19 protein-coding genes are annotated in these 20,818 nt (G+C 71.2%); 16 read left to right on the top strand and 3 right to left on the bottom strand.

What is annotated here, in order from left to right; all coding sequences use genetic code 11:
• Window positions 1-3: 3 nt before the first annotated feature.
• The 11 genes from ASF23_RS06505 (at window position 4) to ASF23_RS17785 (ending at window position 10,989) form a co-directional block, all read left to right on the top strand.
• Window positions 4-384 (top strand): holo-ACP synthase, encoded by a 381-nt coding sequence (locus ASF23_RS06505; protein WP_055950820.1) that lies wholly within the window; start codon window positions 4-6, stop codon window positions 382-384.
• Window positions 385-478: 94 nt separating this feature from the next.
• Window positions 479-1,591, top strand: a complete 1,113-nt coding sequence (alr, locus tag ASF23_RS06500) for an alanine racemase (RefSeq protein ID WP_055950819.1) — start codon at window positions 479-481, stop codon at window positions 1,589-1,591.
• Complete coding sequence (alr, locus tag ASF23_RS06495; protein WP_055950816.1) at window positions 1,588-2,727, top strand: alanine racemase; 1,140 nt, start codon at window positions 1,588-1,590, stop codon at window positions 2,725-2,727. Before alr (ASF23_RS06500) ends, alr (ASF23_RS06495) begins: the two co-directional genes overlap by 4 nt.
• The gene (gene tsaE / locus ASF23_RS06490) at window positions 2,724-3,230 is read left to right on the top strand and encodes a tRNA (adenosine(37)-N6)-threonylcarbamoyltransferase complex ATPase subunit type 1 TsaE (RefSeq protein WP_055950815.1); all 507 of its coding nucleotides are present in this window, start codon (window positions 2,724-2,726) and stop codon (window positions 3,228-3,230) included. Before alr (ASF23_RS06495) ends, tsaE begins: the two co-directional genes overlap by 4 nt.
• A 47-nt stretch (window positions 3,231-3,277) precedes the next feature.
• A complete protein-coding gene (locus tag ASF23_RS06485) occupies window positions 3,278-4,762 on the top strand; it encodes a 3' terminal RNA ribose 2'-O-methyltransferase Hen1 (RefSeq protein WP_055950812.1) in 1,485 nt (494 codons plus the stop codon).
• 50 nt (window positions 4,763-4,812) lie between these two features.
• Window positions 4,813-7,425: a polynucleotide kinase-phosphatase gene (locus ASF23_RS06480; RefSeq protein WP_055951570.1), complete on the top strand. Its 2,613-nt coding sequence runs from the start codon at window positions 4,813-4,815 to the stop codon at window positions 7,423-7,425.
• 106 nt (window positions 7,426-7,531) lie between these two features.
• The gene (locus tag ASF23_RS06475) at window positions 7,532-7,930 is read left to right on the top strand and encodes a hypothetical protein (RefSeq protein WP_055950809.1); all 399 of its coding nucleotides are present in this window, start codon (window positions 7,532-7,534) and stop codon (window positions 7,928-7,930) included.
• Window positions 7,931-7,988: 58 nt separating this feature from the next.
• Window positions 7,989-8,657, top strand: a complete 669-nt coding sequence (tsaB, locus tag ASF23_RS06470) for a tRNA (adenosine(37)-N6)-threonylcarbamoyltransferase complex dimerization subunit type 1 TsaB (RefSeq protein ID WP_055950807.1) — start codon at window positions 7,989-7,991, stop codon at window positions 8,655-8,657.
• Window positions 8,654-9,193, top strand: coding sequence for a ribosomal protein S18-alanine N-acetyltransferase (gene rimI / locus ASF23_RS06465; RefSeq protein WP_055950804.1), 540 nt, complete (start codon window positions 8,654-8,656; stop codon window positions 9,191-9,193). The genes tsaB and rimI overlap by 4 nt, the downstream gene beginning before the upstream one ends.
• Window positions 9,190-10,245 carry a tRNA (adenosine(37)-N6)-threonylcarbamoyltransferase complex transferase subunit TsaD gene (tsaD, locus tag ASF23_RS06460; RefSeq protein WP_055950802.1) on the top strand — a complete coding sequence of 352 codons (1,056 nt, stop codon included), beginning with the start codon at window positions 9,190-9,192 and terminating at the stop codon, window positions 10,243-10,245. Before rimI ends, tsaD begins: the two co-directional genes overlap by 4 nt.
• A 147-nt stretch (window positions 10,246-10,392) precedes the next feature.
• Entirely contained in the window at window positions 10,393-10,989 is a 597-nt protein-coding gene (locus ASF23_RS17785) for a DUF4190 domain-containing protein (RefSeq protein WP_200919318.1), read from the top strand.
• Between the two features lie 38 nt (window positions 10,990-11,027).
• On the opposite strand, the gene ASF23_RS06450 is transcribed toward ASF23_RS17785, so the two are convergent.
• The gene (locus ASF23_RS06450) at window positions 11,028-12,233 is read right to left on the bottom strand and encodes a class I SAM-dependent methyltransferase (protein ID WP_055950799.1); all 1,206 of its coding nucleotides are present in this window, start codon (window positions 12,231-12,233) and stop codon (window positions 11,028-11,030) included.
• 81 nt (window positions 12,234-12,314) lie between these two features.
• Between ASF23_RS06450 and ASF23_RS06445 the strand changes: the two genes are divergently transcribed.
• From ASF23_RS06445 to ASF23_RS06430, 4 genes are all read left to right on the top strand, one after another.
• The gene (locus tag ASF23_RS06445) at window positions 12,315-13,316 is read left to right on the top strand and encodes an NAD-dependent epimerase/dehydratase family protein (RefSeq protein ID WP_055950796.1); all 1,002 of its coding nucleotides are present in this window, start codon (window positions 12,315-12,317) and stop codon (window positions 13,314-13,316) included.
• Between the two features lie 118 nt (window positions 13,317-13,434).
• Window positions 13,435-13,731, top strand: a complete 297-nt coding sequence (groES, locus tag ASF23_RS06440; protein WP_055950793.1) for a co-chaperone GroES — start codon at window positions 13,435-13,437, stop codon at window positions 13,729-13,731.
• A gap of 109 nt (window positions 13,732-13,840) precedes the next feature.
• The gene (rarD, locus tag ASF23_RS06435; RefSeq protein ID WP_235510803.1) at window positions 13,841-14,812 is read left to right on the top strand and encodes an EamA family transporter RarD; all 972 of its coding nucleotides are present in this window, start codon (window positions 13,841-13,843) and stop codon (window positions 14,810-14,812) included.
• A 255-nt stretch (window positions 14,813-15,067) separates the two neighbouring features.
• Window positions 15,068-16,405 (top strand): ABC transporter substrate-binding protein, encoded by a 1,338-nt coding sequence (locus ASF23_RS06430; RefSeq protein WP_055950789.1) that lies wholly within the window; start codon window positions 15,068-15,070, stop codon window positions 16,403-16,405.
• A 46-nt stretch (window positions 16,406-16,451) separates the two neighbouring features.
• Here ASF23_RS06430 and ASF23_RS06425 read toward each other — a convergent pair whose 3' ends face one another.
• Window positions 16,452-17,348, bottom strand: a complete 897-nt coding sequence (locus tag ASF23_RS06425) for a hypothetical protein (RefSeq protein WP_156364289.1) — start codon at window positions 17,346-17,348, stop codon at window positions 16,452-16,454.
• Between the two features lie 151 nt (window positions 17,349-17,499).
• Entirely contained in the window at window positions 17,500-19,002 is a 1,503-nt protein-coding gene (guaB, locus tag ASF23_RS06420) for an IMP dehydrogenase (protein ID WP_055950783.1), read from the bottom strand.
• Between the two features lie 380 nt (window positions 19,003-19,382).
• Here guaB and ASF23_RS06415 point away from each other — a divergent pair, with 380 nt between their 5' ends.
• Window positions 19,383-20,816, top strand: a complete 1,434-nt coding sequence (locus tag ASF23_RS06415) for a branched-chain amino acid ABC transporter permease (RefSeq protein ID WP_235510802.1) — start codon at window positions 19,383-19,385, stop codon at window positions 20,814-20,816.
• Window positions 20,817-20,818: the final 2 nt, after the last annotated feature.

Genomic DNA, 20,818 nt, shown 5'->3' with positions numbered 1-20,818 from the left:
CCCGTGATCCTCGGCATCGGTGTCGACGTGGTGGACCTGGCGCGGTTCGCCGGCGTCCTCGAGCGCACACCGGCACTCCGCACCCGCCTGTTCACGCCCGCGGAGCTCGTCCGCGACGGCGAGCTCCGGCCGGTCGCGTCGCTGGCCGCCCGGTTCGCCGCCAAGGAGGCGCTCATCAAGGCCTTCGGGTCGAGCGCGGGACTGAGCTGGCAGGAGCTCGAGGTCGTCGCCGACGACCAGCGCAAACCGTCGCTGACGCTGCACTCCGGCGCGCAGGCCGTGGCCGACGCGCGTGGCGTGCGTGCGGTGCACCTGTCGTTGTCGCACGATGGACCGATCGCGACGGCGTTCGTCGTGATCGAGGGAACCGAAGGGGTTTCGTGACCAGCCACTTGCCGGAGCCGCGCCGATGCGCGCGGCTGCATCCGTGCCTCCCGTCCGATCCGCGCGACCACGCGCACGACGTGGGCCGACGCGCATGAGCGACCACAGGAACGTCGCGTTCACGGGGATCAGCGTCGACCGGGAGGCGTTGATCGCCAACTACGCGACGGTCGCCGACCAGGTGGCACCGTCCGGCGTGATCGCGGTCGTCAAGGCCGACGCGTACGGCCACGGCGCACTCCATGCTGCACAGGCCTTCGTCGACGCCGGCGCGGAGTGGCTCGGTGTCGCGGACATCGACGAGGCACTCGCGCTGCGCGACGGCGGGATCGACGTCCGCATCCTGGCCTGGCTGCACGCGCCGGACGAGGACTTCGAGCGGGCCGCCGCGGAGAACATCACTCCCGCCGTGTCGAGCGTCGACCAGCTGAACGCCGCGGTGGCCGCCGAGGTCTCGTCGGTGCACCTCGTCATCGACACCGGCCTCAGCCGCAACGGCGCCGTGGAGTCCGAGTGGGCGGAGCTCTTCGACGCCGCCGGGTCCCTGCAGCGGCGCGGTGAGCGCACCCGGATCGAGGGGGTCATGTCGCACCTCGCGAACGCGTCCCGCGACGACGACCTCGAGCAGGACGCCACGCTCCGGCGTGCCCTCGACGGTCTGGCCGCACACGGCATCGTCCCCGAGATCGTGCACCTCGCCGCGAGCGCGGCCAGCCTCGCCGTCCCGGAGACACGTCGCGACCTGGCACGCGTCGGCATCGCGCTGTACGGCCTCAGTCCGTTCGCGGGCCGGACGTCGGCCGACCTCGGACTCCGACCCGCGATGACCGTGACGGCGTCGGTGCTCCGGACTGTGCGGGTGCGCGCGGGCGAGGGTGTCAGCTACGGTTACACGCACCGCGCGTCCACCGACACCACGCTCGCGATCATCGGACTCGGGTACGCCGACGGGTTCGACCGGGCGTACGGCAACCGTGTCTCGGTGTCGATCGGGGGGCAGCGGTTCCCGGTGGTCGGCCGCGTCGCGATGAACGCCATGCACGTTGACATCGGGGACGCCGACGTCCGGGTGGGCGACGAGGTGGTGCTCTGGGGCGACCCGGCGACCGGTGTCCCCGCGGTGGAGGAGTGGGCCGACGCGATCGGCACCATCAACTACGAGGTGGTCGCCCGACTCGGCCGACTGCTCGAGCGGAGGACACTGTGAGCGCGCCGCTCCGCGAGGCCGTCGTCGACCTCGACGCCTACCGGTCGAACATCGACCGGGTCCGCGACTGGATGGACCCCGTCGAGGTCATGGCGATCATGAAGGCCGACGCGTACGGACACGGGATCGAGGAGGTCGCGCGCGCCGCCGTCGACGCCGGCATCCGCTGGATCGGGGTGCTCACGGTCGAGGCGGCGCTGCGGCTCCGGTCCGTCGGCATCGGCGAGGACGTCCGGCTCTTCACCTGGCAGCACGACGCGGGCCTGGACTTCCGTGACGCCGTCGACTCCGGTGTCGACCTCGGGATCTCGAACGTGGACGAACTCGCGCGGATCGTCGAGGCCGTCGACCAGCGTCCGGCCCGCGTGCACCTCGGCGTCGACTCCGGGCTGCACCGCGACGGTGCGACCGCCGAGGACTGGCCGACGCTCGTGCAGGCTGCGCTCGCCGCGGTCCGCGACGGCTCGATCGAGGTGGTCGCGGCCTACACGCACCTCGCCGAGGCCTCGGACGACGACGACAGCGCCGCCGTCCGGACGTTCGACGACCTGGTGGAGGCAGCCGAGGACGCCGGGCTCGACATCCGGATGCGGCACGTCGCCGCGAGCCTCGCCGGGCTCGAACGACCGGAGTTCCGGTACGACATGGTCCGGATGGGCGCGAACCTGTTCGGCATCCCCGGGGCGGACGGGGTGAGCGCCGCCGACCTCGGGCTCCGCCCCGTCATGACGGTCGAGGCGTCGGTGGCCAAGACGAAGCGTGTGCCCGTCGGGACCGGGGTCTCGTACGACTACACGTACCGCACCGACACGGAGACGACGCTCGCGCTCGTGCCGTTCGGGTACGCGGACGGTCTGCCCCGCCTCGCGCAGGATCGCATCGAGGTGGCGATCAACGGCGTCAGGTACCCCGTCGCGGGTCGGATCGCGATGGACCAGTTCCTCGTCGACGTCGGGGACGACGACGTGCGGGTCGGCGACACCGTCGTGCTCTTCGGGACCGGCGACCGCGGCGAGATGACGGTCCTCGAGTGGGGTGTCGCGCTCGACACGATCGGCGAGGAGATCGTCTGCCGTATCGGTGGTCGCGTCCCACGGGTGCACGTCGGCGAACGGCACACGGACGACCGACCATGACCCTGCTGCTCGACGAACGGGTGGACGGCACCGCCGCGATGGGGGAGCTCGGGGCTCGGCTCGCAGCGGTGCTCCGGGCCGGGGACCTCGTCGTCCTGACCGGGCCGCTCGGCGCCGGCAAGACCACGATGACCCGCGGACTCGGGGCGGCACTCGGTGCTCGCGGGCAGGTGTCGAGCCCGACGTTCGTGCTCGCTCGGACCCATCCCACGGCGGCGGGGCCGGACCTCGTGCACGTCGATGCCTACCGGCTGTCCGACCCCGTCGAGCTCGACGACCTCGACCTCGACTGGGACGGGGCGATCGTGGTCGTGGAGTGGGGGCGCGGGATGGTGGACGGGGTGTCGGAGAACGTGCTGGACGTGGAGATCTCGCGGGCGACGGGCGCGGATGCCGACTCCGACGTCGACGATCCCGACCTCGACCCGGACGACGTCCCCGACGAGCCCCGCAGGGTCGTCGTCACCGGCATCGGCCCCCGTTGGGAGGGCATCGCGATCTGACGCGCTGCCCTACGATCGTGGGACGTCCGACAAGGGGAACCACCGCAGTGCTCGTCACCATCACCACCCGAGGCGCCGTCGGAGCATCTGCCGACGTCGACGCGCTCGACCTCAGTCACCTCCTGCACAAGCACCCGGCCCGCGCACAGCAGTTCTCGCTGAGCGTCGGGGAGGCGCACGTGTTCTACCCGTCGGCGACCTCCGAGGAGTGCACCGCTGCGCTGCTGCTCGAGGTCGACCCGGTCGGACTCGCACGGAGCCAACGGTTCGGCGGTGACGCCGAGGCGCTGTCGCAGTACGTCAACGACCGCCCGTACGCGTCGTCGTCGATGCTCGCGGTCGCGATCGGCCAGGTGTTCCGGACGGCGATGGGTGGTCGGAGCGAGTCCCGGCCGGAGCGTGCGGCGGCGCCGATGGACCTCGAGATCCGGCTCACGAGCGTCCCGAGTGCGCTGTCCGCCGACGGTGAGGGGCTGGCCACCCGGCTCTTCGCGCCGCTCGGCTGGACGGTGGTCGAGGACCGTCCACCCCTCGACGCGACCCGTCCGGAGTGGGGGCCGGCGTCGACGGTCGGGCTCACCCTGACCGGGTCCGTCCGCCTCGGACAGGCGCTCCGGCAGCTGTACGTGCTCCTCCCGGTGCTCGACGACGCCAAGCACTACTGGGTGAGTGACGACGAGGTCCGCAAGCTCCTCCGTGCCGGTGAGGGTTGGCTCGCGGACCACCCGCTCCGTGACCTCATCACGGAGCGGTACCTCGCGCACCAGCGGGGCATGGTGGCGGACGCCACCGACCGGCTGCTGGGCCTCGACGCGGATGCCGCCGACACGGCCGGACTGGAGGCACGGGTCGCCCCCGCAGCCCAGGCCGCGGTCCCGGAGCCGGTCGCGGACGCACCCGTCCCGCTGTACCGCCGGCGCGCCGACGCCGTGCTCACCGCGCTCCGTGACGTCGGCGCGCACACCGTCGCCGACATCGGCTGCGGTGAAGGTGCGCTCCTCGTGCCGCTCATGGCCGACCGCACCTTCACGACGATCATCGGCGCGGACGTGTCGCCCCGCGAGCTCGCACGTGCCGAGCGACGCCTGCACCTCGACGATGCGAGCGACACCGAGCGGGCGAGGATCAGGCTCGTGCAGTCCTCCGTCACCTACGTGGACGACCGCCTCGCCGGGCTCGACGCCGCCGTGCTCATGGAGGTCATCGAGCACGTCGACGAGTCGAGGCTCCCCGCGCTCGAGGCCTCGGTGTTCGGTGCCGCCCGGCCGGGTGCCGTCGTCGTCACCACCCCGAACGCCGACCACAACGTCCGGTTCCCGACGCTCGACGCCGGGCACTTCCGGCACACCGACCACCGGTTCGAGTGGACCAGGTCCGAGTTCCGCGCCTGGGCGGAGCGGGTGGCCGCGGCGAACGGGTACGCGGTCGAGTACCGGCCGGTCGGCGACGCGGACCCGGAGGTCGGACCGCCGACCCAGATGGCGCTCTTCCGGCGCTCGTCCCCGACGACCCGAACGGAGGCCGCCGCGTGAGCGACGTCACCACGACCCCCACCGAGCCGCTCGAGCTGCACCTCCCGGACATGGCGCTCGTGCTGCTCGTGGGCACGAGCGGCTCCGGCAAGTCCACGTTCGCCGCGACGCACTTCGGGCACTTCGAGACCCTGTCGAGCGACTTCTTCCGGGGGCTCGTCAGCAACGACGAGAACGACCAGGCCGCGACCCCGGCGGCGTTCGACGCCCTGCGGTACGTCGTCGCACATCGGCTCCGTGCGGGACTCCTCACCGTGATCGACGCCACGAACGTGCAGCCGGAGGCCCGCCGGAACTGGGTGAAGCTCGCACGCGACCACGACGTCCTGCCGGTGGCGATCGTGCTCGACGTCCCGGAGCCCGTCTGTGTCGCTCGGAACGCCGCCCGCGCGGACCGGGACTTCGGCGCCAGGGTCGTCAAGCGGCAGCACGACCAGCTCCGCCGCTCGATCCGCGGCCTCGGCAAGGAGGGCTTCCGGCGCGTCCACGTGCTCCGCGGGGTCGAGGACGTCGCCGCCGCCAGCATCGTCCGCGACCGGCTCCTCAACGACGCCCGGCACGAGCACGGTCCCTTCGACGTCATCGGGGACGTGCACGGCTGCCGGTCCGAGCTCGAGACGCTGCTCGAGACGCTCGGGTACACGATCACCCGCGACACCGACGGCCGGGCCGTGGACGCCGCGCACCCCGGGCGGCGTGCGGTGTTCCTCGGCGACCTCGTCGACCGTGGCCCGGACACGCCGGGCGTGCTGCGGCTCGTGATGGGCATGGTCCGGGCCGGTCACGCTCTGGCCGTCCCCGGGAACCACGAGGACAAGCTGGTGCGTGCGCTCCAGGGTCGGAAGGTGCAGACCTCGCACGGCCTCGCGGAGACCCTCGCGCAGCTCGCCGCCGAGCCGCAGGAGTTCCGCGACGAGGTGCAGGCGTTCTGCCAGGAGCTCGTCGGCCACCTCGTCCTCGACGACGGCCGGCTGGTCGTCGCGCACGCCGGGATGATCGAGGCGTACCAGGGGCGAGCATCCGGGCGGGTCCGGTCGTTCGCGCTCTACGGGGAGACCACGGGCGAGAGCGACGAGTACGGGCTGCCCGTGCGTCTGCCGTGGGCGGACTCGTACCGCGGCGAGGCGACGGTCCTGTACGGGCACACGCCCACCGTCGACGCAGAGTGGATCAACGGGACGATGTGCCTCGACACCGGGTGTGTGTTCGGCGGGAAGCTGTCGGCGCTGCGGTACCCGGAGCGCGAGGTGGTGCAGGTCCCCGCGGAGCGCGTCTGGTACGAGCCGGCCAAGCCCCTCGAGCCCCTGCGCGCCGACCGGGTCGCGGCGAGCCAGCGGACGGACGGGCAGTCGGGCGCGACCATCTCGGGAGCGGACGGCGCGTCCGCGACCGGCACCGTGCCTCCCCTCCGAACTGCGGCGTCGCCGCGTCCCGCGGGCATGCTCGAGATCGGCGACGTCCTCGGCAAGCAGATCGTCGAGACCCGTCTGCACGGTCGGATCGGGATCCGCGGGGAGAACGCGGCGGGCGCGCTCGAGGTGATGAGCCGGTTCGCGGTCGACCCCGCGCAGCTCGTGTACCTGCCGCCGACGATGAGCCCCACCGCCTCGTCATCGCTCGACGGACTGCTCGAACACCCGCTCGAAGCCTTCGCCACCTACCGGGACGCCGGCGTCGACCGTGTCATCGGTGAGGAGAAGCACATGGGCTCCCGGGCAACCGTGCTCCTCAGCCGGGACCCCGCACGGTTCGGGGCACCGGACGGCTGGCGCGGCGTTGCCTACACCCGCACCGGCCGGGCGTTCTTCGACGAGCCGCTGCAGACGGCCTTCCTTGCACGGCTCCACGCCGCCGTGGAGCGTGCCGGGCTGTGGGACGAGCTCGACACCGACTGGCTCCTGCTCGACGGTGAGATCCTCCCGTGGTCGATCAAGGCCGAGGGGATGATCCGCGACCAGTACGCAGCGATCGGCGCGGCCGCGACCGGGGCGCTCCCGCACGCGGTCGAGGTCCTCGAACGCGCGGCGGCCAACGGCATCGACGTCGGCGACCTGCTCGGGCGCACCCGGGCTCGCACCGCGGACGCCACCGCGTACGTGGAGTCCTACCGCCGCTACGCCGCCCCGGCCGACGGTCTCGACGGCGTGCAGTTCGCGCCGTTCCAGGTCCTCGCCGCCGCGGGCCGGACCTTCGCGACGACCCACCACGGCTGGCACCTCGGGATCGCCGACCGGCTCGCCGCAGCCGACCCCGAGCTCGTCCGACCGACGCGCTCGGTCGTCGTCGACCTCGCCGACCAGGACAGCGTCGACGCGGGTGTGGCGTGGTGGGAGGCGCTCACCGTGGAGGGCGGCGAGGGCATGGTCGTGAAGCCGTTCGAGAACCTGTACCGCGGTCCGAAGGGGCTGTCGCAGCCGGGCATCAAGGTGCGCGGTCGGGAGTACCTGCGGATCATCTACGGTCCGGAGTACACGGAGCCGCACAACCTCGAGCGACTGCGGGACCGGAACCTCGGGCACAAGCGGTCGATGGCGCTGCGGGAGTACGCGCTCGGGCTCGAGGCGCTCGAGCGGTTCGTCGAGGGCGCGCCGCTGTGGCGGGTGCACCAGGCGGTGTTCGGGGTGCTCGCGATGGAGTCGGAGCCGGTCGACCCGCGGTTGTGATCCTGCGCCGACCGGGCCGAAGCAGTGCGCCATGGCTCTGCACAGGTCATGGGCAACCTTTGACAAATCAATCGCTAGTTATAAGCCCAAGCCCGTTTTTCCTATAATGAAGCGAAACTACGCCCGTCTCCAGGCGGTCCGGGAGCGGGGCGAGATCGACGAATGGATCCAGTTCTTCGCGCAGGCCGTCACGGAGCGCGCGCTCGACAGCAGCGCCCGGATACAGAAGCTCGTCGAGATCCGTGAACGCTACCGGGTCGATTCGTACGCAGACCGCTCCGCGTTGCCGTCGTTGGTCGACGTGGTGTTCCGGAGTCCGGTGCTCACCGTCGCGTCCGTCCGTCGCCAGCTCGGTGTGTCACAGCCCACTGCTTCCGGGCTCCTCCGCCGCGCAGAGGGGCATGGGTGGCTGCGGAGTCTGGGGCGCTCCGGCAGGGGTGGTCGCGAGCGCTGGCGTGCGGACGAGATCTGGGCCGCCGTCGCCGGTCCGCTCGAGGAGAACTGAGATCCGGATCGGGCGGTCGCGCTCCGGGACGTGTGTCCGGGCGGCCTACGATGGACCGGTGCTCCTGACCATCGACACGTCCGCCGGGACCGCGGTCGCGATCGTGGACCCCGACACCCGGTCGGTGCTCGCCGAGCGCAGCACGGACGACTCCCGCCGGCACGCCGAGGTCATCGGCCCGTTCCTCGCGGAGGTCCTCGCCGAGGCCGGCATCGGCCCAGCGGGTGTGACCGGGGTGGTCGCGGGCATGGGCCCCGGTCCGTTCACCGGCCTCCGGGTCGGGATCGTCGCCGGTCGGACGTTCGCCGTCGCGCGGGGCGTTCCGTTCCTGCCCCTCGTCAGCCACGACGCCGTCGCCGCCGAGACCTTCGCCACGGACGGGCCCGGACCGGTCGTCGTCGTGACGGACGCCCGTCGCCGCGAGGTGTACTGGAGCGCCTACGCGACCGCGGGCGTCGATGCGGACGCCAGCCGTTCCTCCCGTCCGTCCGTCGTCCCCGTCCGCACGGCCGGACCCGGACTCACCAGACCGGCCGACCTGGACGCCGTGCTCGGCGGCGCGGCCGGCGACCGCCGTGTCACGGCGGCGACGATCCCGGCCGGGCGGCTCGGACTGGTCGCGGCGGAACTGCTCGCGACCGGGGGAGCGTTCGCGTCCGATGAGCCGCTGTACCTCCGCGACCCCGACGTCACGATGCCCGGTGTGCCGAAACGGGTCCGCGCATGAGCCCGGTGATCCGACGCGCGACGCTGGACGACCTCGCTGCGATCATGACGCTGGAACAGGCGTCGTTCCCGACCGACGCCTGGAGCGAGCCGCAGATGGCCGGCGAGCTGCGATCCCGGCACGGGTACTACGTCGTCGCCGAGGACAGCGGGCGGGTCATCGGGTACGCCGGGCTCATGTCGCTGACGGGTGGCACCGACGGCGACGTCCAGACGATCGCGGTCGCGGAGACAGCCCGCGGCACCGGTCTCGGGCGTGCGCTGTTCACCGAGCTGCTCGACGAGGCCCGGCGGCGGGGCGTCACGGACGTGTTCCTCGAGGTCCGCGAGGACAACCCGGTCGCGCAGGCGATGTACCGCGCGTTCGGCTTCGAGCACATCGCGACCCGGCCCCGCTACTACCAGCCGGACGACGTGGACGCGCTGGTGATGCGGGTCCAGTTCGTGGCGCCTGCGGCGCCTGCGGCGCATCGGCCGGGAGGGACGGGTGCGGTCGGTTCCGAGGCCGTCGGTCCGGCCGACGGAGACCTGGCATGAGCGCCGCTGAACCCCTGGTCCTCGGGATCGAGACGAGCTGTGACGAGACGGGCGTGGGGATCGTCCGCGGTCGGACCCTGCTGGCGAACGTCATCGCGTCGAGCATGGACGAGCACGCCCGGTACGGCGGTGTGGTCCCGGAGGTCGCCGCCCGTGCGCACCTCGAGGCCATGACGCCGACCCTCACCGCCGCGCTCGAGCAGGCGGGCGTGACGCTCGACGACCTCGACGCCGTCGCGGTGACCGCGGGGCCAGGACTCGCGGGCGCGCTCATGGTCGGCGTCGGAGCCGCCAAGGCGCTCGCCGTGGCGACCGGCAAGCCGCTCTACGGGGTGAACCACCTCGTGGGGCACGTCGGGGCCGATGTCCTCCGCGCCGACGGCAGCGACATCGAGCTCCCAACGGTCGCGCTGCTCGTGTCCGGCGGGCACACGTCGCTGCTGCTCGTCCGCGACCTCGTCGACGACGTCGAGCTCCTCGGGGAGACCATCGACGACGCCGCGGGGGAGGCCTTCGACAAGGTGGCTCGGCTGCTCGGGCTGCCGTACCCGGGCGGGCCGCAGATCGACCGAGCCGCGGCGTCCGGCGACCCGAAGGCCATCCGGTTCCCGCGGGGTCTGACGCTCCCGAAGGACATGGCTGCGCACCGGTACGACTTCTCGTTCTCCGGGCTGAAGACCGCCGTCGCCCGCTGGGTGGAACGGCGGCAGGACGAGGGCGAGCCCGTGCCGACGGCGGACGTCGCAGCGAGTTTCCGCGAGGCTGTGGTCGACGTCCTCGTCACGAAGGCGATCAACGCGTGCCGGGACACCGGCGTCGACCGGCTGCTGCTCGGCGGGGGCGTCGTCGCGAATGCCCGGCTCCGTGAGGTCGCCACGTCGCGGTGCGCGGAGGCGGGGATCGCACTCCGGATCCCGCCGCTCGACCTCTGCACCGACAACGGCGCGATGATCGCGGCGATCGGCGTGCAGCTCGTCGCGGCGGGGCACGCACCGAGCGACCTCGGGATCGCGGCGGACTCGACCCTGCCCGTGACGACCGTGCAGGTCTGATCCCGCTCGCCTGCGGCCTGGGCATCGGGCACTGCCCCTGGCCCCTGGCCCCTGGCCCCTGGCCCCTGGTCGCGGGCCGCCCGATGCGCGGACGCTGTGGGAGGATTCAGGGGTGCCCAGACCCGGGCGCACGCTGGAGGGAGCACCGTGTCCGATCACAACGACGACGCCGGACAGGCATCGGACGACCGCGCACAGGACGCGCAGCCGCAGTACGGGCAGCCGCAGGGCCAGTACGGCCAGCGGCCGCAGTACGGACAGCCGCAGTACGGACAGCCGCAGGGGCAGTACGACCAGTCAGCACCGGGCCAGTACGGACAGCCGCAGGGGCAGTACGGCCAGCCGCAGGGCCAGTACGGCCAATCAGCACCGGGTCAGTACGGGCAGCCGCAGGGGCAGTACGGCCAGGCCCAGTACGGCCAGCCGCAGTACGGCCAGCCCGGGTACGGCTACCTCCAGCAGGCACCGCGCTGGAACGTCCTGGCGATCATCGGTTTCGTCGCGGCGTTCGTCTTCGCACCCGTGGCGATCGTGCTGGGCCACCTCGCGCTCCGCCAGATCAAGCGCACCCACGAGCAGGGTCACGGCCTCGCGCTCGCCGGCCTCATCCTCGGGTACATCTTCACGGCGTTCCTGGTGGCCTACGTCGTGTTCATCATCGTCGCCGTCATCGTGTTCGGGTCGAGCTCCGACTACTCCGACTACGACGGCGCCCTCGCGTCGATCGGTGCCCTCCGGGCCTGACCGCCCGCCGCATCCCGGCCCAGCGCCGGGGCCTGCGCTCAGCCGACCGTCTCGGTCACGCGATCGCACAGGATCGCGGTGTGTCGTCCCTCCAGTCTGGTCAGCACCAGCGTCGCGGACGCGCTGCCGCCGCGCAGCCGCAACCGCTTCCGGAACTCCGCGGGGTCGACGTCCACGCCGCGCTTCTTGATCTCCACCCGGCCGACGCCGTCCTCGGCGAGGCGCGCACCGATCCGCTTCGGGTCGAGCGGGAGGACCTCCCGCACCCGGAACGTCTGCGCGAACGGCGTCGAGACGGCGCGGTCGCCGGTCACGTACGCGATGCCGTCGGACAGCATCCGGCCGCCGAGCGTCCTGGCGAGGTCGCCGATGAGCCGCGCCCGGATCACCGCACCGTCCGGCTCGTGGAGGTAGTCGCCGAGCGGACCGACCTCGACGTCCTCCGCGTCCTCCGCGCCGGTCATCTCGGCGATCCCGTGCGCTCCGATGACCGTCGCGGCCCGGCGGATCCCCGGCCGGGCGAGCGGGCCGAACCACAGGGCGAGCTCGACGACCTCGCGGTCGACGCTCGTCCACTGCGCCTCGGCGGTGTCCGGGATGAGGTCGCGGTCGACGCCGGGGCCGAGCTTGACCCCGGTCGGCATGGTCGTCGCCGTCGCGAACACCGTGTCGAGTGACGGCGACCAGTCGTCCGGGTCCGCCATGCGCCGGGTGTCCGAGTGCCCGGCGGTGCGACGGGCGGGGTCGAGCCAGACACCGTCGACGCGGGACAGGTCGAACGCCCCGGCGTCGCCGAGCTCGACGAGGGCGTTGGGCCACGGCGCGAGGTTGTGCGTCGTGATCGCGGCGGTCACCTCGTCGCGGTCGACGGCCACGACGTCGAGGTCGAGCGCCGCGAACGCCAGCGCGTCTCCGCCGATACCGCACCCGAGATCGGCGACCCGGGTGATCCCGGCGCGTTGGAAGCGCCCGGCGTGCTGCGCCGCGACCTGCAGTCGCGTCGCCTGCTCGAGCCCGGCCTCGGTGAAGAGCATCCGGCTCGCGAAGTCGCCGAACTTGGCCACTGCACGCTGCCGGAGCCTCGCCTGGGTGAGCACGGTCGCGACGAGCCGCGGGTCGTGCCCGGCCACCCGGAGCCGCGTCACGGTGCGGAGGACGTCACCGTCGTTCATCACGGCGGGTGTGTCGTCGAGGAGCGCCATGCCCTCCGGCGTGAGCAGCTGGGCGAGGTCGGCGGCTTCCATGGATCGATCCTCCCAGGCGTGGTGCGTCTACCGTGACCTCCGCCGGGCGATCGACCCGGAACCGCAACGAAGGGGTCCAGCATGAGCACGATCGTCGTCATCGGATCGACCGGTCACATCGGCAGCTTCCTCGTGCCCCGGCTCGTCCGCGCCGGGCACAGCGTCATCGGGGTGAGCCGCGGGCTGCGCGCCCCGTACGTCGACGACCCCGCCTGGCGGGAGGTCCGTCCGGTGTCGCTCGACCGCGAGGCAGATCCGGAGGGCTTCCCCGCGGCGATCGCGGGCCTCGGGGCGGACGTCGTCGTGGACCTGACGTGCTTCACGCCGGAGCAGGCGGCTCCACTCGTCGAGGCACTCCGCGGTCGCGTCGAGCTGCTCGCGCACTGCGGCACGATCTGGGTGCACGGGCCCTCGACGGTCGTGCCGACCACCGAGGACGACCCGCGGAACCCGGTCGGGGACTACGGCACGCAGAAGGCCGCCATCGAGGACCTGCTCCTCGCCGAGTCGGCCCGACCGGACGGGCTCGCGACGACGGTCCTCCGCCCGGGGCACATCACCGGGCCGGGCTGGCCGATGATCAACCCCGTCGGCAACCTCGACCTCGATGTCTGGCACGCGCTCGCGACCGGGGAACGGGTCGCCGTGCCGTTCCTCGGCGTCCCGACCCTCAACCACGTGCACGCCGACGACGTCGCGCAGGCGTTCGCCGCGGCCGTCGAGCGACCGACGGTGGTCCGCGGGCGGGTCTACAACATCGTCGCCGCGCGCTCGATGACGCTCCGCGGGCTCGCCGAGGGCGTCGCGTCGTGGTTCGGGCGGTCGGCGGTGCTCGAGGACGTGTCGCTCGAGGAGTTCCGCGCAGGAACGACCGTCGAGCATGCTGACGCCACCGTCGAGCACGCGAGTCGGAGCCACACGATGAGCATCGACCGGGCCCGGCAGGACCTCGGGTACGAACCGCGGTTCGACTCCCTCGGCGCCATCGCCGACGCCCTCGCGTGGCTCGCCGCCGACGGCGCCGTCGACCTCGGGGACGGCGGACTCGACGCCGTCCGCGAACACGCCGCGCCGACCGTGTGAAACCGCTGGCACTCGGATTGACCGAGTGCCAGCGACGCCCTACAGTTGGGTCTTGGCACTCGCCCCCGGGCAGTGCCAACCCCGGTTTTCATCAGCACCGAGAAAGAAGAGGTCAGCCGTGGCTGTCAGCATCAAGCCGCTCGAAGATCGCATCGTGATCCAGCAGGTCGAGGCGGAGCAGACGACTGCTTCCGGGCTCGTCATCCCGGACACCGCGAAGGAGAAGCCCCAGGAGGGCGAGGTCGTCGCCGTCGGTCCCGGTCGGATCGATGACAACGGCAACCGCGTCCCGCTCGACGTCGCCGTCGGCGACAAGGTGATCTACTCCAAGTACGGCGGCACCGAGGTCAAGTACGGCGGCGAGGACTACCTGGTCCTCTCCGCGCGTGACATTCTCGCGGTCGTCGTCCGCTAGGACGCTTCCTCCCGAAGGCCCGCAGGCTCAGCCTGCGGGCCTTCGGCGCGTCCGGACTGGAGGCACGGCTCCGCTCCGGCAGGTCGGTGGCGGTCCCTAGGATCGTCACGTGATCGACGAGCGCCCCGCGAGCGCATCCCCGAGCGACGCACGCGCACCCCGCAGCGAGGCGAGCGTCGGCGTCGCGCAGGCCATCGGTGCCTACGGGCTGTGGGGTGTCCTCCCGCTGCTGTTCATCGCCATGGCTCCGGCCGGCGCCTACGAGATCGTCGCGTGGCGGATCGTCTTCGCGCTCGGGTTCTGCACCGTGCTCCTCTCGGTGCTCCGGTCCTGGCGACGGACGGGTGCGCTCCTCCGACAGCGACGCGTGATGGCCGTGATGGCGCTCGCCGCAGCCTTCATCGTCGTGAACTGGACGGTGTACGTCCTCGCGACGACCACCGGCCACACCGTCGAGGCAGCGCTCGGCTACTTCATCAACCCGCTCGTCACCATCGCGCTCGGCGTGTTCCTGCTGCACGAGCGACTCCGCGTCGCGCAGTGGGTGGCCGTGGGGATCAGCGTCGTGGCCGTCGTCGTGATCGCGGTCGGGTACGGGCAGATTCCGTGGATCTCCCTGACCCTGGCGTTCTCCTTCGGCCTGTACGGGCTCGTCAAGAAGCGCGTCGGCGGAGTGGTCGACGCCGTGAGCGGGCTGACGATCGAGACGCTCTGGCTCACACCCGTCGCGGTCGGCGCACTCGTCGTGATGGGACTCACGGGAGTCGGCGGGGGCATCACCTTCGCGTCCGAGGGCTGGGTGCACACGCTCATCATGATCGGCGCCGGTCCGGCCACCGCCGTGCCGCTGCTGCTCTTCGCGTCGTCGGCCCGGCGCCTCAGCCTGTCGACCCTCGGGCTCACGCAGTACCTGACGCCGATCCTGCAGCTGGTCGTCGGGGTCCTGGTCCAGCACGAAGCGATGTCCGCGTCGCGCTGGATCGGCTTCGGCATCGTGTGGATCGCGCTCCTGCTGCTCACCGTCGACTCGTTCGTCGCCGGTCGGTCCGCGCGCCGGAGGGTCGTCGCACCCGTGCTCTGACGCGGGCGGTGTGGCGGACCCGCACCGTGCCTCCAGGCCGATACCGCGCCGCCCCACCGGGGCCGAGCCTGACCGTGCTCCGGATGCCTTGACGTCTGTTCAGGTTCGGTCACGGTTCCGCAACGAAACACGTGTCACACGAATTCGGCATGCGCCGGAAACATTCGAACCCTACGTTTACTCGCATCCCAGTGGATTCACGGCCGCTCGACACCCGAGGCGACGGCGGATCTGCTCAGAGAAAGGGTTCCACGGATGATTCGTACCAGCAGTGCCGCCAAGGCACTCGCGATCGCGGGAGCAGCAGCCATCCTGCTCGCCGGTTGCTCAACAGGGGGAAGCGGCAGCGGCGGCGCTTCGGACAAGGCGTCCTCCGCCTCCGGCAAGAAGGACCCGGCGTCGAGCTGCAAGGCTCCGTCGAGCCCGAGCCAGGACGCACTCGAGTACGGCACGATGCTGCCGCTCACCGGGAGCCTCGCCTACCTCGGCCCGCCCGCCATCGCCGGCGCCGGCCTCGCGGTCAGCGACATCAACGCCGCCGGCGGTGTGATCGGCAAGGACGTCAAGATCTCCACCGCGACGGACTCCGGCGACAGCACGGACATGACCGTCTCGTCGTCCGCGGCGTCGAAGCTCATCAACGCGAAGGTCCCCGTCGTGCTCGGCGCCGAGTCGTCCTCGGTGACGCTCAACGTCGTCGACCAGCTCACGGCCAACTGCACCATCGAGATCTCGCCGGCCAACACGGCGACCGACCTCTCGGGCTACTCGTCGTACTACTACCGGACCGCTCCGCCGGACACGGTGCAGGGCTCCGCGCTCGGCCAGCTCGTCACCGGTGACGGCAACGCGAAGGTCGCCTTCCTCGTCTTCAACGACGCGTACGGCACCGGTCTCCGCAACACCATCGAGAAGGCGGTCGACTCGGCCGGCGGCTCGGTCGTGTACGGCGGCAAGGGCAAGGGCCAGGAGTTCCCGCCCGGGCAGACGACGTTCTCGTCCGAGGTGACCGCGGCCATCGCCTCCAAGCCCGACGCGATCGTCATCCTCGCCTTCGACGAGACCAAGTCGATCGTCCCGGAGCTCGTCTCGCAGGGCTGGGACATGTCCAAGACGTACATGTCCGACGGCAACACGGCGGACTACTCGAGCGACTTCGACCCGAACACGCTGAAGGGCGGCCAGGGCACGATCCCCGGTGCGTCCCCGAAGGACGAGTTCAAGTCGCAGCTCAACGACTGGTACAAGACCAACGAGGGCAAGGACCTCGCTGACTACTCGTACGCAGCCGAGTCCTACGACGCGATGGTCCTCACCGCGCTCGCAGCCGAGGCGGGCAAGGGCACCGACGCTCCGACGATCCAGGCCAACATGGCCAAGGTCTCCGGTGCGGACGGCGGCACGAAGTGCGAGACGTTCGCAGCGTGCAAGAAGCTCGTCGACGCCGGGACGAAGATCGAGTACACCGGCAAGTCCGGCATCGGTCCGTTCAACTCGGACAACGACCCGTCGAGCGCCTACATCGGCATCTACAAGTACGACGAGGACAACAAGCCGGTCTACCAGTCGGCGATCCAGGGCTCGACGAAGTAGCCCGTCCGTTCCGCAAAACACCGCTCTCCGCACAAGGCGCCGTCCCTCAAGACGGCGTCTTGTCGGAAGGGCGGTGTTTTGCTGTCACGGCGAGTAGGAGGCGCTCCAGCCGCCCCGGGGAGTACAGGTCGCGCGTCACCCACCGCACGAAGCCGTTCACCTCGGGCATGCGTCGGAGTGCGTCCTCGCGCTGCTTCTCCCGCCAGAGTGTCTCGGCGTCCCCGGACCCGTACATCACGCGGCCGTCGAACTCACCGATGACCCCGGAGAGCGGCCACCAGAAGTCGACTCGGAAGCGACCGGCATCGGTGTGGAACTCGTGCTGGAGCTCCGGTGGCGGCAGACGGAACTCGCGGAACCGGACCCGGCTGAACGACTCACCCGGCGACTCAGACCGCGGGTCGGCGAAGTCAAGTGCTCGCAGCGCACGTGCTGTTCCCCGCGGGCCCTGCCTGACGAGCGCAGCCTCGAGCTCGGAGCGGTCGACGAGCCCCGTCGCCAGCGAGTGATCGAGCACCATCACCGCGTGTGTGAACGACGCGGAGCGGATGACGTCGACGAGGGTGCGCACCGCAGTCGTGACCCTGGCCGGTCCGACGTGGACGACCTCGTCGTCGTGGAGCGGAGCGGCATGACGGACGACGCCCGGGCCGGAGTGGGTCCGGGTCCGGTACGGGTCGGTCAGATGGAGACGGCCGTCGTCCGGGTCGAAGTCGGGGAGTCCCCAGAGCGCGGCTGCCGATGCGTGCGAGATCACCCCCGGGGCTCGGAGCGTCGCCAGGCGTGCCCGGACGACGAGCCGCCTGCGGCCGAGCCGGTCGAGTGACTCCCAGTGCGCGGGATCGACCGCGACTCCACGTGCAAGGACCCGCCGCGCGGCCGAACGGGCGGGCCTGGGCTGGTCAGGATCGAAACGGTGGAGCGGTACCTCGGCCGAACGCATCCCGACACCTTGCCGCAGTCTCGGCCGTCGTGGATCGGGGTCAGGACATCTGTGGAGAACTGCCGCCCGCCGCAAAACACCGCCCTCTGAACACTGCACCGCCGCGGGGGACGGTGTGCTGTTCGGAGGGCGGTGTTTTGCGGAGCGGGGGCTACCGCTGGTAGTTCGGGGCCTCCACGACCATCTGGACGTCGTGCGGGTGGGACTCCTTGAGCCCGGCCGCCGTGATCCGCACGAACTTGCCGCGGGACTTGAGCTCCGGGATCGTCCGACCACCGACGTAGAACATCGACTGCCGGAGCCCTCCGACGAGCTGGTACACGACGTTCGACAGCGAGCCGCGGTACGGCACCTGGCCCTCGATGCCCTCGGGGATGAGCTTGTCGTCCGACGGGACGTCCGCCTGGAAGTACCGGTCCTTGGAGTATGAGGTCTTCTTGCCACGGGTCTGCAGCGCCCCGAGGGACCCCATCCCGCGGTACGCCTTGAACTGCTTGCCGTTCACGAACACCAGGTCGCCCGGGGACTCGTCGCAGCCGGCGAGCAGGGAGCCGAGCATCACGGTGTCCGCCCCGGCCACGAGCGCCTTCGCGATGTCGCCCGAGTACTGCAGCCCGCCGTCGGCGATCACGGGGACACCGGCTTCGCGCGCGGCGAGCGAGGCCTCGTACACCGCGGTCACCTGCGGCACGCCGACGCCCGCGACGACGCGTGTGGTGCAGATCGAGCCGGGGCCGACCCCGACCTTGACCGCGTCGACACCCGCGTCGATGAGGGCCTGCGCCCCGGAGCGTGTCGCGACGTTGCCGCCGATGACGTCCACGCCGTCGAACGACGGGTCGGCCTTCAGCCGCCGGACCATGTCGAGCACGCCCTCGCTCTCACCGTTCGCCGTGTCGACGACGAGGACGTCCACGCCGGCGTCCCGGAGCGCGGTCGCCCGCTCCCAGGCGTCGCCGAAGAAGCCGATCGCGGCACCGACACGGAGTCGACCGGCGTCGTCCTTGGTGGCGTCCGGGTACTGCTCGCTCTTGTCGAAGTCCTTGACGGTGATGAGCCCGCGGAGCTTGCCGTCCGGATCGACGAGGGGGAGCTTCTCGATCTTGTGCTGCGCGAAGATCGCGACGGCTTCCTCGGGGTCGATCCCCTCGGCGGCCGTGATGAGCGGGGCCTTCGTCATGACGTCGCGCACCAGGGTCGACGCGGCCTCGAACGGGGCGACGAAGCGCATGTCGCGGTTGGTGATGATGCCGACGAGGGTGCCGTCGCCCTCGACGACCGGGAGGCCCGAGATCCGGAACTGGCCGCAGAGCGCATCGACCTCGGCGACCGTGGCGTCCGGCGTCGTGGTCACCGGGTTGGTGATCATGCCCGATTCGCTCCGCTTCACCTTGTCGACGTAGGCCGCCTGGTCGGCGATCGAGAGGTTGCGGTGCAGGATGCCGATCCCGCCCTGTCGCGCCATGGCGATCGCCATCCGCGACTCGGTCACGGTGTCCATCGCCGCGGAGAGGAGCGGGACGTTGACCGAGATGCGCCTCGTCAGCCGCGACGAGGTCGTCGCCTCACTCGGGATGACGTCCGTGTGCCCCGGCAGGAGCATGACGTCGTCGTACGTGAGTCCGATGAATCCGAACGGATCCGGCTGGTCCATGAGGCCCCTTCCAGGTGCGGTGAGGTGGTCCGGACACAGCGACGGGTACCGGATAGACCATGGTAACGCGCGCACGGCACGCACCCATTCCGCGTGCGCGGCACGCGGTCCCGGACCACCGTCGGACTGGAGGGACGGTGCCAGACCGCCCCGTCCCTCCCGTCCGTGTCCATCTCGACCCGTTCCCTGGGTGGTCGATGTCCGTTTCAGTCCGATTCTGTGGAACATCACGGTTTGCGCACGAAGCGCGGAGGGAACCTGATGGAAACACACGTGACACATACCCTCCGTAAAGTCGGCCCGCACGTGCGGACCACACCAACCCGATGGTGGGCCGCGCACGGAATCGTCGACGTCCGACGATCCGAGAGGGAGGCTCTGTGGGTTCCACGACGTCGACAGGACCGGCAGCGTCACGCCGGTCCCTCCACGGCCGGATCGGCCGCGGACGACTGATCTTCATCGTCGCCGCGCTCCTCGCGCTCGCCGCCACGTTCGTCGTCGAGTGGGCGATGACGCCCCCGGCGCACGCGACGTCGACGAGTGCGGCTGCGGCGCCGTCCTCCTCGGCCAGCCCGACGAGCTCCGCGACGTCCTGCACGGTCAGTCCCACCAACGGCTGCATCCAGGGCACGATCCTCAGCTCGGACAAGAAGCCCGTGGCCGACGCGGACATCAAGGTCACCGGCCCGGGCTCGTTCGCGCAGACCGCGACCACGAACGCCGACGGCCGCTGGTTCGTCAGCGTCACGAAGTCCGGCAAGTACGTGCTGAGCCTGCAGCAGTCCTCGCTCCCGAAGGGCCAGTACCTGACGGACGCCAAGGACAACGCCCGCCCCGTGCAGGCGAACGTCGGGTCGAACGCCGGCGCGATCTTCCAGCTGTCGAACGTCCAGGGCGCGACGAGCGACACCGGAGCGACCTCGAGCGTCACGTGGGACCGGTCGTGGCAGCAGCTCGTGTCGGGCATCCGACTCGGCCTGCTCATCGCACTGGCCTCCGTCGGGCTCTCCCTGATCTACGGCACGACCGGCCTCTCGAGCTTCTCGCACGGTGAGCAGGTGACGCTCGGCGGGCTGCTCGCCTACGTGTTCGCCAACGTGCTCGGGGTGAACATCTGGGTCACCGGGGTGATCGTGGTGATCCTCTGCGCGGCGACCGGTTACCTGCAGGACGCGGCGATCTGGAAGCCCCTGCGGCGACGGCGGATCAGTCTCACGCAGCTCATGATCGTGACGATCGGTCTCTCGATCGCGCTGCAGTACGCGTTCCAGTACTTCTTCGGCGCCTCGACGGTCCGCATCCAGCAGGGCAACCCGAAGACGGTGGACTTCGCGGGTGTCACGCTGACCGTGCAGTCCTACGTCGCGATGGGCATCGCGATCCTGGTGCTCGTCGGGACCGGGCTCTTCCTCGTGAAGACCCGGCTCGGCCGTGCGACCCGGGCGGTGTCGGACAACCCGGCGCTCGCGGCGGCCTCCGGCATCGACGTCGACCGGGTGATCCGCTTCGTCTGGACCCTCGCCGCCGGACTCGCGGGACTGTCCGGCGTGATGCTCGGGCTCGTGCTGAACGGCGTGAACTGGCAGACCGGACTCCAGCTGCTGCTGCTGATGTTCGCGGCGGTGACGCTTGGCGGTCTCGGCACGGCGTACGGCGCGCTCGTCGGGTCGCTCATCATCGGTGTCATCGTCGAGCTCACGAACCTCGTGCTCCCCGGTGACTTCAAGTACGCGACCGCGCTCGTCATCCTCATCCTCGTCCTGCTCGTCAGGCCGCAGGGCATCTTCGGTCGTGCCGAGCGGATCGGCTAAGG

Origin of the sequence: Curtobacterium sp. Leaf261 (genome assembly GCF_001422205.1) — a bacterium.
Lineage (GTDB): Bacteria > Actinomycetota > Actinomycetes > Actinomycetales > Microbacteriaceae > Curtobacterium.
Note: the sequence above shows the minus strand (reverse complement) of the source record. Positions and strands in the feature narration are given on the sequence as shown.